13 protein-coding genes are annotated in these 14,112 nt (G+C 53.0%); 10 read left to right on the forward strand and 3 right to left on the reverse strand.

Going from position 1 to position 14,112, the window contains the following annotated elements; all coding sequences use genetic code 11:
* Positions 1-193 precede the first annotated feature (193 nt).
* Positions 194-883 (reverse strand): GntR family transcriptional regulator, encoded by a 690-nt coding sequence (locus AB3X55_09920; GenBank protein MEX0503898.1) that lies wholly within the window; start codon positions 881-883, stop codon positions 194-196.
* A 194-nt stretch (positions 884-1,077) separates the two neighbouring features.
* Between AB3X55_09920 and AB3X55_09925 the strand changes: the two genes are divergently transcribed.
* The 6 genes from AB3X55_09925 (at position 1,078) to AB3X55_09950 (ending at position 8,674) form a co-directional block, all read left to right on the forward strand.
* Complete coding sequence (locus tag AB3X55_09925; protein MEX0503899.1) at positions 1,078-2,058, forward strand: Bug family tripartite tricarboxylate transporter substrate binding protein; 981 nt, start codon at positions 1,078-1,080, stop codon at positions 2,056-2,058.
* A 122-nt stretch (positions 2,059-2,180) separates the two neighbouring features.
* Positions 2,181-2,648 carry a tripartite tricarboxylate transporter TctB family protein gene (locus AB3X55_09930; GenBank protein ID MEX0503900.1) on the forward strand — a complete coding sequence of 156 codons (468 nt, stop codon included), beginning with the start codon at positions 2,181-2,183 and terminating at the stop codon, positions 2,646-2,648.
* Positions 2,649-2,652: 4 nt separating this feature from the next.
* The gene (locus AB3X55_09935; protein ID MEX0503901.1) at positions 2,653-4,149 is read left to right on the forward strand and encodes a tripartite tricarboxylate transporter permease; all 1,497 of its coding nucleotides are present in this window, start codon (positions 2,653-2,655) and stop codon (positions 4,147-4,149) included.
* Positions 4,150-4,154: 5 nt separating this feature from the next.
* Positions 4,155-5,657, forward strand: coding sequence for a sulfatase (locus AB3X55_09940; protein MEX0503902.1), 1,503 nt, complete (start codon positions 4,155-4,157; stop codon positions 5,655-5,657).
* Complete coding sequence (locus tag AB3X55_09945; GenBank protein MEX0503903.1) at positions 5,654-7,108, forward strand: sulfatase-like hydrolase/transferase; 1,455 nt, start codon at positions 5,654-5,656, stop codon at positions 7,106-7,108. The genes AB3X55_09940 and AB3X55_09945 overlap by 4 nt, the downstream gene beginning before the upstream one ends.
* A 78-nt stretch (positions 7,109-7,186) precedes the next feature.
* The gene (locus tag AB3X55_09950) at positions 7,187-8,674 is read left to right on the forward strand and encodes a sulfatase-like hydrolase/transferase (protein MEX0503904.1); all 1,488 of its coding nucleotides are present in this window, start codon (positions 7,187-7,189) and stop codon (positions 8,672-8,674) included.
* Positions 8,675-8,689: 15 nt separating this feature from the next.
* On the opposite strand, the gene AB3X55_09955 is transcribed toward AB3X55_09950, so the two are convergent.
* Both AB3X55_09955 and AB3X55_09960 read right to left on the reverse strand, forming a co-directional pair.
* Positions 8,690-9,346, reverse strand: coding sequence for a class II aldolase/adducin family protein (locus AB3X55_09955; GenBank protein MEX0503905.1), 657 nt, complete (start codon positions 9,344-9,346; stop codon positions 8,690-8,692).
* Positions 9,347-9,360: 14 nt separating this feature from the next.
* Complete coding sequence (locus AB3X55_09960; GenBank protein MEX0503906.1) at positions 9,361-10,485, reverse strand: Tm-1-like ATP-binding domain-containing protein; 1,125 nt, start codon at positions 10,483-10,485, stop codon at positions 9,361-9,363.
* A 126-nt stretch (positions 10,486-10,611) separates the two neighbouring features.
* Between AB3X55_09960 and AB3X55_09965 the strand changes: the two genes are divergently transcribed.
* The 4 genes from AB3X55_09965 (at position 10,612) to AB3X55_09980 (ending at position 14,112) form a co-directional block, all read left to right on the forward strand.
* Positions 10,612-11,265 (forward strand): GntR family transcriptional regulator, encoded by a 654-nt coding sequence (locus AB3X55_09965; GenBank protein MEX0503907.1) that lies wholly within the window; start codon positions 10,612-10,614, stop codon positions 11,263-11,265.
* A gap of 95 nt (positions 11,266-11,360) precedes the next feature.
* A complete protein-coding gene (locus AB3X55_09970; GenBank protein ID MEX0503908.1) occupies positions 11,361-12,296 on the forward strand; it encodes an N-acyl homoserine lactonase family protein in 936 nt (311 codons plus the stop codon).
* Positions 12,297-12,325: 29 nt separating this feature from the next.
* Complete coding sequence (locus AB3X55_09975) at positions 12,326-13,147, forward strand: TIGR01459 family HAD-type hydrolase (protein MEX0503909.1); 822 nt, start codon at positions 12,326-12,328, stop codon at positions 13,145-13,147.
* On the forward strand, positions 13,144-14,112 hold the full coding sequence (locus AB3X55_09980) for a class II aldolase/adducin family protein (protein ID MEX0503910.1): 969 nt from the start codon (positions 13,144-13,146) through the stop codon (positions 14,110-14,112). Before AB3X55_09975 ends, AB3X55_09980 begins: the two co-directional genes overlap by 4 nt.

Below are 14,112 nucleotides of genomic sequence, written 5' to 3' on the forward strand. Positions count from 1 at the left end.
AAGCTGGCGCAAGCAAACAAGCCCCTAGAGTGAGTCTTCAATCAACAACAAAGACTGGTTCTGGTTCCAAGGTGGCCCCAAAAGCGTAATCGCGCGAACGTCGCGAAGGGCCCTGGCCGGCAGGGGATCAGCGGTGAAGTTCCGGAATTTATCACGATAAGACAACAGGCCCATCAGGATTTACGACGTCGGATCAAGACCTTCTTATTTGATTGTCGATGGCGATGGCGGCGGCCTTGAGGTGATCTGTCATCGCACGTGCTGCCTGGTCCGCATCGCCACTTTCGAGAGCCACTAAAATTCTCTCGAGTTCCGCCTGAGCGCTAACCCGGCGCGCTGCTGACTTGAAGGGTGCGCGATGGTAGGGGGCTATCCGAAGGCGGCAGAATTCAACGGTATCAACCAGATCCTGGTTCTGCGTTGCAGCAATTATCGCACTGTGAAAGTTCCTATTTTCAAGGGCAAAGCCTTCAACGTCTCCGTTGTGATGGCATGCGTCACAGGCATTGAGAACAAGCCTCAAACGCCCAAGCTCGATGGTGGTTATTCTCACTGCGGCTAACCGTGCACAGAGTGTCTCAAGCAATATGGATGCTTCACAAAGCGAAGATACGCGGCCCGCCTCGACACGCTGAACGACTGCTCCAGAGCGGGGCTTTCTGATTGCCAGCCCTGCCGAAACAAGCTGTTGCAGAGCTTCCCGGACCGGCGTGCGCGATACCCCGTATTGCTCCGCAAGGGATCGTTCCTCAAGACGAGACCCCGGCTCTCGTCTGCCATCGAGAATATCATCTGCAAGCTGCCGACGCAGTGCATTGGCAAGTGTGTCTCCAGAGCCAACCCGAAGTGTTCCTTTCGAAGGCGCGATGGTCTTTTTCCCCATACCCAGTTGTCATCCTTTGCTTTGTACTGACCAACACTAAAGTGCGGATTTTCAACTCTCATAAAAATTTACACCGGCACATGGAAATAAACTATCAGCAGATTATTGTACCCCAAACCATATTCTGGTATACCAGACATTAATTGTGTATGCAAAATACACATAAGTTGACACAGTTCGTTGGGAGGAAACTCATGGGGTTGTTAACTATTTGGGGCAGGGCCTTGGCCACAGTTGCTGTCGCAATCAGTGTAAATGCGACAGTTGTAATGAATCCGGCGATGGCCGGATTTCCAGAAAAACCAATTACTATGGTCCTCGGATCAACGCCAGGATCAGCGCCCGATACGCTGGGCCGCATCGTCGCCGAGCGAATGGCAAATGTTCTTGGTCAACCGGTAGTGGTTGAAAACAAGCAAGGTGCAAACGGTTCTATCGCCGCAACGCAGGTTGCTCAGGCAGATCCGGACGGGTACACATTGATGCTGATGACGGCAGTGCATTCGATCACTCCGACAACGCGCAACGATCTCAAATATGACTTCGAAAAGGATTTTCGCGGAGTTGGCATGATGGCTTCCGTGCCTCTCCTTTTCGTTGTGAACAATGACCTGGGCACCACTGACATGGAAGCCTTTGTCAATCGGGCGAAAGCCGGTGATATTTTCTACTCCGTTCCTGGCATCGGCGGAATTCAACATCTTGCGACTGAAGAATTTTCCAAGCGTGCCGGTATCCAGATGACAGTTGTTCCCTATCGCGGCGGCGGGAACGCTACGAAGGCTGTCATTGCAAATGAGGTGCAGCTGTTTTTCGCTGGTATTCCGCCCGCACTTCCGCATGCAAAGTCTGGAGCGCTCACTGCACTTGGCATCTCGACGCCAGAGCGATCGCCGGCTGTGCCGAACGTGCCCACAATGATCGAGCTGGGCTATGAAGGGTTGACTGCCGACAATTGGCACGCGCTTTACGTCCGTTCGGATACACCAGATGAAATTGTCAAAATACTTGCCGATGCTCTTTCAGAGGTGCTGCAAATGCCTGAGACAGGGAAGCTCTTCCTTAATGTGGGGGCCACGCCCTGGATAAAGGGACCCGATGAGCAGACTGCCTTTGGGCATAACGAAGTCAAGCGTTGGCGAAGTGTTATTGAAGCCGCTGGTTTGACCTTCTAATCACGTCTAGTGGCCGGGCTGCCTCAGGTCGCCCGGCCGTTTCCGTGTTTTAGGTCAAATGGGCTTGTACCTTTGACCTGGCGACTTTCATGTGGGTCGTTCGAACTGGATCCGAGGATTGGATGAATACCGAGCTTGAAGACAGCGAATTCCCAAGTTTGGCCAACAGGAATAAAGCCGTTGGGGCGGTTCTCGTCTTCATTGGCGCTTATGTCACCTACAAAGCCTTTGGATACGGTCTGGGTGACTTGTCGCGCCTTGGCGCAGGGGCGTTGCCCTTTGTGCTTGGAATTCTCATCGCTCTTTTGGGACTGCTGATAGCGATTATTAACCCAGACGGTGAAGAGGCGGCTCCAGTCATCAGGTGGCGGCCTGTTGTTCTGATCCTGAGCGCCCTCCTTGCATTCGCGCTGCTTGTCGAGTCGGCCGGACTCATCGTTGCAACAGGGGCGCTGGTCTTTATATCGGGCATGGCTGATCCAGAGCATACATGGCGCAGCCTTTTGGCAATCTTCGTTTTCCTGCTTGGCGTTGTATACGTTGTCTTTGTCCGGTTTCTGTCAATCCCATTTGATATGATTGGCGGTTAGGCGGATGGATACAATTTCAAACCTTGCGCTTGGCTTTCAAGTCTTGATGACAATTGAGACACTCGGTCTCTGCCTGTTTGGAGTGACCGTAGGAATGCTTATCGGGGTGCTGCCCGGTATCGGTTCCATGGCTGCTATATCTATGCTGATGCCGCTGACTTTCTATCTTGAGCCAAGTCAGGCGCTCATCATGTTGTCAGGCATTTATTATGGCGCCCAATATGGCAACTCCATTACGTCAATTCTTTTGAATGTTCCGGGAACGCCGTCTTCGGCTGTCACCGCGTTGGACGGCTATCCGCTTTGCAAGCAGGGGAAGGCGGGGCCTGCAATCTTCATCACAACCGCCGCATCTTTCTTTGGAAGCTGCTTCGCTATTCTTTGCCTTACACTCTTTACCCCTGTGATTGCCGAACTTGCTCTGAGCTTTGGCTCCATTGAGTATTTTTCGCTAATGGTTTTCGGGCTGATTACCGCCTCTGTTGTGTCCCCAGGATCCCAGCTCAAGGGAATTGCGATGGTGCTTTTGGGGCTTGTCTTAGGGCTGGTGGGGACAGATATCACGACTGCAACCTTCCGATTTACCTTCGGTTTCATTGAATTGACAGATGGTATTACGCTTGTCGCCGTTGCGATGGGTGTTTTCGGGGCAACCGAGGTCATCACCAATCTCAGTCGCCCAAAACATCTGCGTGCCAAAGCCCAGAATGTCGGCCTTCGCCAACTTCTGCCAACAGGCAATGATATGCGACAAGCGATAAAGCCCATGGTTCGCGCAGCCCCAATCGGAACGTTTCTGGGTGTCCTGCCTGGCGCAGGGGCTACGATATCTGCGTTTGTCGCCTATGGGGTTGAAAGGCGCATCGCAAGAGATCGTACCCGGTTTGGCAAGGGTGCGATCGAAGGGATTGCAGCACCTGAAACAGCAAACAACGCCGCTGCTCAAGGATCCTTCATTCCGACGTTGTCGCTTGGCATACCGGGAGATGGGGTCATGGCCCTGATGTTGGGCGCTCTTCTTATCCACGGAGTTAAGCCTGGGCCACAGCTCATCACTGAAAATCCCGAAATCTTCTGGGGTTTGCTGGCAAGTTTCTGGGTTGGAAACCTGATGCTGGTGATAATGAACATTCCGATGATTGGGGTCTGGGTTCGGATATTGAAGATTCCCTATCGCCACCTTTTCCCCTGCATCCTGATGTTGGTCAGCGTTGGTGTATACAGCGTCAACAATAGTGCGTTTGATCTGATGATCGTGTTTGTTTTCACGGTTCTGGGCTTTGCAATGTCACTGACGAAAATGTCCCCCGCGCCAATGTTGCTGGGGATCGTGCTTGGCGTGATGATGGAGGACAATCTAAAGCGGGCAATGCTCTTGTCGCGTGGCGACCCGATGATCTTTCTGGAACGCCCCATCAGTGCTGTCCTTCTTGGACTGACACTGGTTGTGCTTTTGCTGCCGCTGGTAAAGATGATCCGCGGACACGCAAAGACGGAATGAGTTGAATGCGGACGGTATTTGTAATCTTTGATTCGCTCAATCGGCTCGCGTTGGAATGTTACGGTGGCACGAACATCACACCCAATTTTGCCCGCCTGGCAAGTCGTGGTGTGACTTTTGATACCCACTATGTCGGCAGTTTGCCTTGTATGCCGGCGCGTCGTGAAATGCACACCGGCAGACACAATTTCCTGCATCGCTCCTGGGGTCCACTGGAACCATTCGATGTGTCCTTCGCCGAAGAGTTGCAGAAGAACGGAACCTACACCCATCTGATTTCTGACCACTATCACTACTGGAGTGATGGCGGGGCCACCTACCATAGCCGGTTTTCAAGCTGGGAGTTTCTGCGCGGACAGGCCTGGGATCCCTTTTCGGCGCTGGTTGAACCGCCTGCTGGCATGACTTCACGCTATCATCCGATGCAGCAGGAAAGACATCAGGGGATGGTCAATCGTGAATTCATCCATTCGGAGACCGATTATTCTCTTGTCGGTTGCTTTGACCGGGCATTCCGCTTCCTCGATGCCAACCGACAATCCGATAAATGGTTCATGCAACTCGAATGCTTCGACCCGCATGAACCATTTATGGCACCAGACAGGTTCAAATCGCTTTACCCCTCTGACTATGATGGTCCGATACTGGATTGGCCTCTTTACAAAAGGGTTGATGAAAGCCCTGAGGAAATCAACGAACTCAGGGCAAACTACGCAGCACTCCTGACCATGTGTGACTGGTACCTCGGCAAGTTGCTCGACTATTTCGACGAACACGATCTCTGGCAGGACACGAGCCTTGTTGTGACAACGGATCATGGCTTTCTGCTTGGCGAGCATGACTGGTGGGCCAAGAGCCGAATGCCGTTCTTTGAAGAAGTAAGCCACATTCCTCTGATTGTATATCACCCAGATTTTGCGGATCAGGCAGGTGAACGACGGAGCGCCCTAACCCAGACGATCGATCTGATGCCAACTTTTCTTGATATTCACGGCTGCGCAATACCTGAAACCGTTGAAGGTGTGTCTCTGCTACCGCTGCTTGGTGGCGACCAAAAGATACGCGACGCCGGGATTTTTGGACGGTTCGGCGCAGCGACAAATATCACTGACGGGCGATATACCTACTTCCGATATCCGGAGGACATGGAAAATCAGGATCTTTGGGAATACACACTGATGCCGACGCATCAGAAAGGGCTGTTTGCCGATGTCGAATTTGAGGGTGCCACGCTGGTCAAGCCTTTCACCTTCCTCGGCGACTTTCCGGTTATGCGCCTGCCAGCGGGGCGCGCGCTTGTCAAAGGTCAAGGCGCCCGTATCGAGGATGCTGTCACCGTTCTTTATGATCTGGAAAGTGACCCCAAACAGCTGAGTCCAATCAACGATCCCATCACCGAAGAGCGGCTGATAGCAGAAATGATTGCAATCATGCAGCGAACCGAGGCGCCGCCAGAAGCCTATGCGCGGCTTGGCTTTGACACACCTGGAGAAAGGCTTCGCAGATGACAGCTCACAATCTGCTGATAATTATGGTTGATGAAATGGCGGCTCAGGCGGTGGGTGCCTATGGAAACCGGATCGTGAAGACGCCAAACATTGACCGTCTTGCCGCCAGGGGTGTGCGTTTCACGAATGCCTATGCCAGTTCGCCAATCTGCGTGCCGGCGCGGGCCGCATTTGCCACGGGGCGATATCCGCATCAGACTGGATATTGGGACAACGTATTTGCCTATGATGGTAGGGTACGAGGCTGGGGGCATCGCCTGCAGGAAGAGGGGCACCGCTTCACAACAATCGGCAAGCTGCACTACAAGGACAGCGAGTCTGACACCGGTATCGACGAGCAAATCCTGCCGATGCACATCTATGGTGGAGGCGATGTCTTCGGTCTGGAGCGCGAACAACCTCCCGCGCGACCACAGAGCGCCTCAGTAGCGGCTGAAGTCATGGCGGGCGACAGCCAATATACACGTTATGACAAGAAAATATGTGCTCTGACAGAAGAGTGGTTCCGTTCAAGGGTTGCGGATCAGGGTGACAAGCCCTGGGTCTGTTTTACGTCCTTTATTGCCCCTCATTTTCCTTTCACTGTGCCGCAAGAATATATTGATCTCTACAATTTGGCCGAGGTCACGCTGGCTTCAAAGCCGCTCACAAACAAACCGTCGATAGCGCCCTGGTGGGAGTTGCTCAGGTTTGGGTATAATTTTGATGATTTTTTTGAGAACGACGAGCATCGTCGTCTCGCTCTCTTGCATTATTACGCTTTGTCGAGTTTTGCTGATGAAAATGTTGGGCGTGTGTTGATGGCCCTGGAGGCGAGCGGGCAAGCTGACGACACTGTTGTACTGTTTCTGTCAGATCACGGAGACAACATGGGCTCGCGGGGTCTTTGGGGCAAATCGACCATGTATGAGGAGTCGGTTCGAGTCCCCCTAATTCTTGCTGGGCCGCATATTGCACAAGGTGTGGAATGCGACACCCCGGTTGGTTTGATAGACGCATATCAGACTGTTCTCGATATTGTTGGCGTTGATTTCACTGATGAGGACAAAGCCTTGCCGGGTCGATCATTGCGTTCAATTGCCGGTGAACCTTACGATAGCGAGCGTCAGGTCTTCTCCGAATATCACGCTTCCTGCGCCAGAACTGGATTGATGATGCTTCGGCAGGGACGTTTCAAGTTCATTCACTACACAGGCTTCGGCTCTGAACTTTTCGATCTGGAAGCCGACCCTCAGGAACTAAATGATCTGGCTGATGATCCTGCATTTGCCGATATTCTTGCAAAGTTCGAACGAGATCTTCGCGCAATTGTTGATCCAGAGGAAACAGACAAACGGGCAAAGGCCGATCAGCGGCGCCGGCTTGAAGAGCTTGGAGGCATGGCTTCGATCGTCGCAGCAGGCGGGGTCACACATACGCCCCCCCCCGGCGAGGAAGGCCAGCGCATTTGAGACATTCAGTGACAAGCCCTATTGTGGGTTTGGTCCAACCGCACATGCAAGAATATGACATAGGGGAGAGCAAGGGACATGGATGACCGCCAGCCGAACATACTGCTCGTAATTGCCGATCAATGGTCGGCGAGTCGCCTTGGATGCGCTGGTCATCCTACCGTGCAAACGCCAACTCTGGATCAGATCGCCCGCAATGGTATCAGATTCACCCGAGCTTACAGTGAATGCCCGATATGTATACCGGCCCGCAGGACGCTGATGACCGGAACGACACCACGAACACACGGAGACCGCGTGTTTCGGAAATCACAGCCAATGCCAAGCCTTCCCACCTTGGCGGGGTGTTTTCGCGAAGCGGGCTATCAAGCCTTTTGTGTGGGAAAACTTCATGTATTCCCGGAACGTGACCGAATTGGTTTCGATGATGTGCTCTTGTCAGAAGAGGGACGACCACATCTGGCCATAGACGATTATTCGCTTTACCTTTCAGATCATGGGTTTACAGGCTCTGCCTTTGCGCACGGGCTGCCGAATAACAGCTATATTCATCGTCCTTGGCACCTGCCTGAACATTGCCATGTTACGAACTGGGCAACGCAGGCCATGTGCCGCGTAATCAAACGGCGTGACCCGACACGACCCGCCTTTTGGACCCTCTCATACGAAGCACCGCATCCACCGCTTGCGCCATTGGCTGCATATATGGAGCATTACCGACAATTCGACATGGAACCACCACTTGAGGCGCCGTGGAGTGATGATCGGAAAAGGCTGCCCCACGCACTTCAGGCACTCCTCAACTATTACCCGCGTTTCGATGGTCCTGCGCTTCAGGAAATAAAACGGGCCTACTATGCGCTTTGCACACATTTGGACCATCAACTGCGTGTCGTTCTTGGCACCCTTCGTGAGGAACGGGAACTCGACAACACGATCATCCTTTTCTGCAGTGACCATGGAGAGATGCTGGGAGATCTTGGGTTATTTGCAAAGCGCACCTTCTACGAGGGTTCGGCGGGTATCCCCATGATACTCATGGGACTGCCAGGTGATGGCCGCATCGAGCCCGGCACATGTGATGACCGGCTGGTAGGGTTGCAAGACGTTATGCCGACCCTGCTGGATCTTGCCGGCATTGATGTGCCGGAGAGCTGTGACGGTCTTTCCATGACCGGAGAAAGGCGTCGAGAGCTGCTTTATGGCGAGGTTCTGGAGAACAACAGCGCCTCCCGGATGATGCATGATGGCCGTTACAAGCTTATCTGGTATCCGGCAGGCAATTTCATACAGCTGTTTGACCTTGAGTTGGATCCGCAGGAGTCAAGAAATATTGCCGATCTTGCCGAAATGAAGCCGGTGAGAGATCGCTTGGAAAGAGCGCTCTTTGAGTCCTGCTATGGCAAGGATGTTGAAGAAGAATGGGTGAAGGATGATCGGCTCGCAGGATTTGATCCCGGTCCCTATAAACCGAAGACCGATCGCACTTTTTCGGCGCAGCGCGGGGTGCATTATCCGCAGCCACCGTCAGGGACTGTGCCCGACGAAGTTGGGTTTCCAGAGTAGACGGTCCCGGTCTGTTTAGCCTGCCGCTGCCTCTATCGCAGTGCCGAATTTTGGTGCGGCCGGTTTTGGTGCGCCATGTGCGGCCAAAAGAGTGTCTCGCACAAATGCAATATGAGCCGTTTCCTCGATAATTTCTGCCAGATATTGGGCCTTCATCAATGTTGACCCAACGCCAATCGTGCCGTGGTTCGCCAGAACGGCAGCTACAACACGCTTGTCGCGGAATACCGGGCTGATCTCAACCTCGGTCTGCGGCCCGCCCTTGCCAGAGAGTGGGATCAGAGGCATTCGACCGATCTTTTCGATTGTTTGCACTGTCAAACATGGAATTTCCAGGCCAGCGCTCGCATAGCCCGTTGCCCAGGGGCTGTGACAATGCACAACGGCGTTTATATCGTCGCGTATACGGTATAGATCGAGATGGAAGCCAAGATCCTTGGAGGGTTTGTAGTCCGATGCCTCGATCGTTCCATCAAGATGAACGATCTGCAGATTTTCATGGGTACATTCATTGAAGCCGACGCCCGAGGGTTTGATGACAATTGCCTCTGCGCTCGCAATCCGAACAGACAGATTGCCGCCAGCATTGGTTTGAAGGCCTTGCTGGAAACAGCGTCTGCCGATAGCTATCAAATCACTCTTTTTCTCGAAAATCTCATCCTGATCAATCATCGTGTGAAGTTCCTTCAAAGTGTCTCCAATAAAAGATGCACAGCCTTTTCAGCTGTCTCTGGCGCAAAGATATGGTCTGAAATTCTGACAACTTCGTATTTTTGCGCGCTGGCCTCGAAGGTCTCTGCTGCGACCGCACGAAGGTGGGCATCCTCGACAGCACCATTTGGTCGGTCCTCACTGGAAAAACCGCCCATTGGCATCAGAACACGTGTCGGCGCTTCACCCAAATTCAATGCGGCAGCCAAAGCGGTGGCCGCGTTGTGCATTTCTTCAGAACTCATTTTTACATGCGTGAAATGCGCGGAATGCCGATAATGGGGTCTGTCCAGAAAGTGAGATGCAATGCTGTCTATGCCACCAAGGCCAATGACATTCATGCCGCCGGGAAGAATGATGCGGGGAATCTGGCCGGTGGCACTGAATCTGTCTGGCATTTCGACGCAAGTGCCAGCAACGACCATTCTGGTGATCTCGTGGACTGTCATGTCGATTGCCGCAGCAAATGCACCTTCGCGAGCGTGTTTGGCAAAGGCGGCACCGCCGAATCCGTTTGCATGAAACGCGGTCACTTCATGGCCCGCGTCAATCAGCTTTTGGCTAATTTCAACCCCGGCCCTGCCTGTTATGCCGAGTGTTGTCAACCCGACCGATGGTTGTGGATTGGCAGATGGTGAGAGATTGGCCAAGCCTGAGACCAGACCTGCAGTCCTGTCAAAAACGCTCCGTAACGATGGGTTCAAACCTTCAATATCAACGACACTGGGAACAAGGATGATGGAATCTTCAGCCACCGCTGCGCGAGGGTCAAAAGGCAGGGTTGTCACCAGCACCTTCGACATCTTGCCGGGCAGAGCTTTCATCACCCGTACAATCATGTCGCTTCCCGTCCCGCCGCCAACACCCAGAACAATCGGCCCATCATCATCTGTACATTCACCAATCCGGGTGACCGCATCGGCAACAGATTGGTCCATGGCCGCCAGCTTGCGCTCGCCATCCCAGACTTCTCCGTTCGAACCAAGTGAGATATCGATTATGGTTACTGTCAGTTTGTGCGCCAACAGCGCATCCTTGATATAGGATACCGAGTCCTTCTTGGTTTCCATTGCGACAATCAACAGAACCGACCTACTCATATTGTCACCTTGCAGATTGTTGACTGGCTAACCGCATTTATGCATACAAAAAGACATAATTGAATGCAATTTAGAACTAAGGCTGTTCATACACCTAATTTAACAGAACGAGGATATCACAGGAAAATGGCTGATAATGTGCAGAACCAGAGTCTACCGCTTGCCCGAGCCATAGAGGCACAGCTTGTCGAAGATATTTCCATCGGGTTGCTTGAGCCAGGTCGCAGACTAGACGAAGCTGGTCTTGCCCAGAGGTTTGGAGCTTCACGCACGCCAGTTCGTGAGGCGCTCCTAAGGTTGGCTGCGCAAGGCATTCTGGTCGAGGGTGAAAGGCGTGGGATCCGTGTTGCTGAATATACGCGAGAGGAACTCAGTCAGATATTCGAGGCCATGCATGAGATTGAAATCGCCTGTGCCCGCATTGCAGCATCGCGCCTTACTCTGTTGTCGCGGCATGAAATAGAAGCGGCTCAGGCGGAATGCATAACGGCTGCCGAAGCCGGTGACCGAACAGGATTTCTGCGCGCCAACGAGGCTTTTCACCAGACGATTTACCGCGCGACCGGGAACCCTTTCATTGCTGAACTCGCCTCTGACTTTCGACGCCGAACTGGTCCGTTCCGGGCCAAGAAGTTCGTTGTGAAGCAGGACCTCCTCGCTGCCGCGGAATCTCATGAGCGCCTGATGCGAGATATTTTCAGCAAGGATTCGACGACGGCATCAAATGGCATGATGTCGTACATGACCGAGAGTCTCAGCAAAGCTCTCGCCGCGAACTGAGGTCGCAGGCAAAATTTGCTAGAAATGTATGCAAAAATATGATTTTGTATACTCAAAGTGGATTTATAAAGCAGATCAGTACTGGGAGAAGACAAGTGGGTGTCGCGGAAACTAAAATTTATCCCATTAACACAGGATGGCTGGAGGCAGATCTCGGCACATATATTTTCTGGAAAGGTCCGGCTGGGAAAAAATACTGGAATCCCGTCTACTGCCACTATGTCGATACAGGTGAACACAAGATACTGATTGATACCGGTCTATGTGATGAGGAAAGAGCAACACTCTATCATCACAGATGTGAGAAGCGTGGCTGTCTTGAGGTGCATAATCATCTCGAGCAGAAGCTTGGTGTCAGTTGTGACGAGATTGATGCCATCATCTTTACGCACCTGCACTGGGATCATGTGCAAAACATGAAGCGGTTCAAGAATGCGCGCTATATAGCCCCGAAGGCCGAGATCGAGATGGCCTACAATCCGTTGCCACTTTATTACCGCACCTATGAATGCGGCATTCTTGGAATAGAGCCTGCTTACGCCGGTTGTGTGTTTGAGGCTGTTGAAGATGAATGTGAAATCTTCCCCGGCATTACCATGTTCCATACTCCCGGCCATTCTGTTGGACATATGGCGGTCACGGTTGCTACGACGGCGGGCGATATCGTGATTGCCGGAGATGCGATATTTGTTGAACGCAATCTCGACCCCAACCCGGCCGAGCAATGGCGCTATTGGGTGCCGGCGCGTTTCGTCAACTCCTTTGAGGGTTGGAAATCGGTAGAGGAAATCGACAAGCGCGCCGACTATGTCCTGCCTTGCCACGACGAAGCTGCAAATGCACGCTCGCACGTCTTCCCATATGCGGGGATGCCACTTCGCAGGCGGCGACAATCGATACCAGGCTTCAAATTCTACTTTGGTGATATGCCCGCGAACATGGCCGACAAGATCGTCCCTGCCATGTCTGCCGAAGAGGCCGAGGTTTTCATGTCGAATCTTGTCGATCCCAAGGATATGGCCGAATACTGAAACCCGTGACACATCTTCTGGAAAGCCTGTTGGACATTGCCACCTCATATGATGGGCTTGTTTTTGATCAATGGGGCGTGCTGCACAACGGTGCAGAACCCTATCCTCATGCCGTCGATATCCTGACTGAACTGCGCCGACGTGGACATTTCATGGCTGTGCTTTCAAATTCAGGCAGGCGCGCGAGAGCCAACCAAGAGCTGATTGAACAAATTGGCTTTCCGCCGGGACTCTTTGGACGCGTGATGTCTTCGGGTGAAGCGCTTTGGCAGGACATATATACAGGGCGGATTGCCGAGCGAATTTTCTTCAAGGTTGAACGACGACCCTGCGATGCTGCCCACTTTGCCGAGGGCCTGAAAATCGAGTTTGCTTCCAAAATGCGCGAAGTCGAAGCGGTTCTTCTTCTCGGTGTTCCCGATGACAGCATCATTGAAGAATGGGAACATAGCCTGAATGAAGCCGCCGCGCTCAATCTGCCTGTCTACTGTGCCAATCCTGACCGGTTCTCTCCCCGACCCGATGGAAAACTGGCATTGCAGCCGGGCGCGCTGGCTTACGCCTACAAGGATAGGGGTGGATCGGTCACCTTTTATGGGAAGCCCCATTTGCCGGTGTTTTCCGGACTCGAGCGAGCGGTTGATATGGTCGGGGGTCGGCTTCTTATGATTGGAGATAGCCTTGAGCATGATATCGCCGGGGCGAACGTTGCCGGCTGGGACAGCGTTTTTGTTCTGGGTGGTCTTCACAAGACTGAAATTGACGAGAATGATATTGCGGGCAGTGTTAAAGACCTTGTGAATGCGCATGGAATCAAGCCGCCGACTTTTGCCATCAGGGAAGCCAAGTGACATATCACGATCTCCTTACAAATGACTTTTGTTCGCTCTCTGCCCAGCTGGGCCGGGATCCGTTGCAGGTTCAGGGGCCGGGTGGCAATACCTCGATCAAAGGTGACGGTGTCATGTGGATCAAGGCCTCTGGCAAAGAGTTGGCTGATTCGGAAACCAAGAAAATTTTTGTGGCGGTTGACCTTGAGGCAGCCCGTACCGAGGCCAACGGTCAGGGCGATGGCAATTGCAAGGCCGCTGTGATTGATCCTGAACAAAAGCTAAGGCCCTCCATTGAAACAACCTTCCATGCCGTACTTCAGTGGCCAGTGGTCATACACACTCATTCCGTAGCCACTATCGTCCACGCCATTTCCCCTCAAGGCCGGGTCGCGGCGGCCAAAAAGCTGTCGGGCCTGCCTTTTGCATTTGTACCCTATCGAAAGCCGGGGCTGCCTCTTACCAGAGAAATAGTTGCATCTATAAATTCAGACACCCAGATCGTTGTGCTTCAAAATCATGGGCTAATCTGTTGCGGACAAACGGTTCAGGAAGCTGCCGCCCTCATCGCGGCAGTCGAGAGCCGGCTCGCGCTTGCCGTCACAGACGTGGTAGCGGCACCGGGTGAGAGTCCGCCGGAGGGGACCAGATGGGCGGCTGATGTAACAAAGCTCGCAACAGATCCCCGTTTATTTGATCTGGCGCGTGCAGGATCCTATTACCCTGACCATGTTGTGTTTCTTGGCCCCGCGCTTCCTCAATTTGGGGAAGCACAGGACCGCCCTGCGATGCTGGTCAAGGGAAGGGGAGTGTTGATCAGAACTGACGCAACGCCAACTCAGGTTTCTATGTTGGACTGTCTTGCTGCGGTTTTGTCGCGGTTGCCTGAAGATTGGCAAGCCGAGCCGATAGGCCAGGAATCCGAAGCGGACCTTATGAACTGGGACGCTGAAAAATACCGCATGTCACTCGCGCGTCGCGGTTGA

The organism is Alphaproteobacteria bacterium LSUCC0719 (genome assembly GCA_040839025.1).
GTDB lineage: Bacteria > Pseudomonadota > Alphaproteobacteria > Puniceispirillales > Puniceispirillaceae > UBA8309.

Coding starts and splice junctions, on each gene's coding strand:
- AB3X55_09940 (MEX0503902.1), top strand. CDS start 4,155: ATGCGGACGGTATTTGTAATCTTTGATTCGCTCAATCGGCTCGCGTTG.
- AB3X55_09960 (MEX0503906.1), bottom strand. CDS start 10,485: ATGAGTAGGTCGGTTCTGTTGATTGTCGCAATGGAAACCAAGAAGGAC.
- AB3X55_09935 (MEX0503901.1), top strand. CDS start 2,653: ATGGATACAATTTCAAACCTTGCGCTTGGCTTTCAAGTCTTGATGACA.
- AB3X55_09930 (MEX0503900.1), top strand. CDS start 2,181: ATGAATACCGAGCTTGAAGACAGCGAATTCCCAAGTTTGGCCAACAGG.
- AB3X55_09920 (MEX0503898.1), bottom strand. CDS start 883: ATGGGGAAAAAGACCATCGCGCCTTCGAAAGGAACACTTCGGGTTGGC.
- AB3X55_09965 (MEX0503907.1), top strand. CDS start 10,612: ATGGCTGATAATGTGCAGAACCAGAGTCTACCGCTTGCCCGAGCCATA.
- AB3X55_09925 (MEX0503899.1), top strand. CDS start 1,078: ATGGGGTTGTTAACTATTTGGGGCAGGGCCTTGGCCACAGTTGCTGTC.
- AB3X55_09950 (MEX0503904.1), top strand. CDS start 7,187: ATGGATGACCGCCAGCCGAACATACTGCTCGTAATTGCCGATCAATGG.
- AB3X55_09955 (MEX0503905.1), bottom strand. CDS start 9,346: ATGATTGATCAGGATGAGATTTTCGAGAAAAAGAGTGATTTGATAGCT.
- AB3X55_09945 (MEX0503903.1), top strand. CDS start 5,654: ATGACAGCTCACAATCTGCTGATAATTATGGTTGATGAAATGGCGGCT.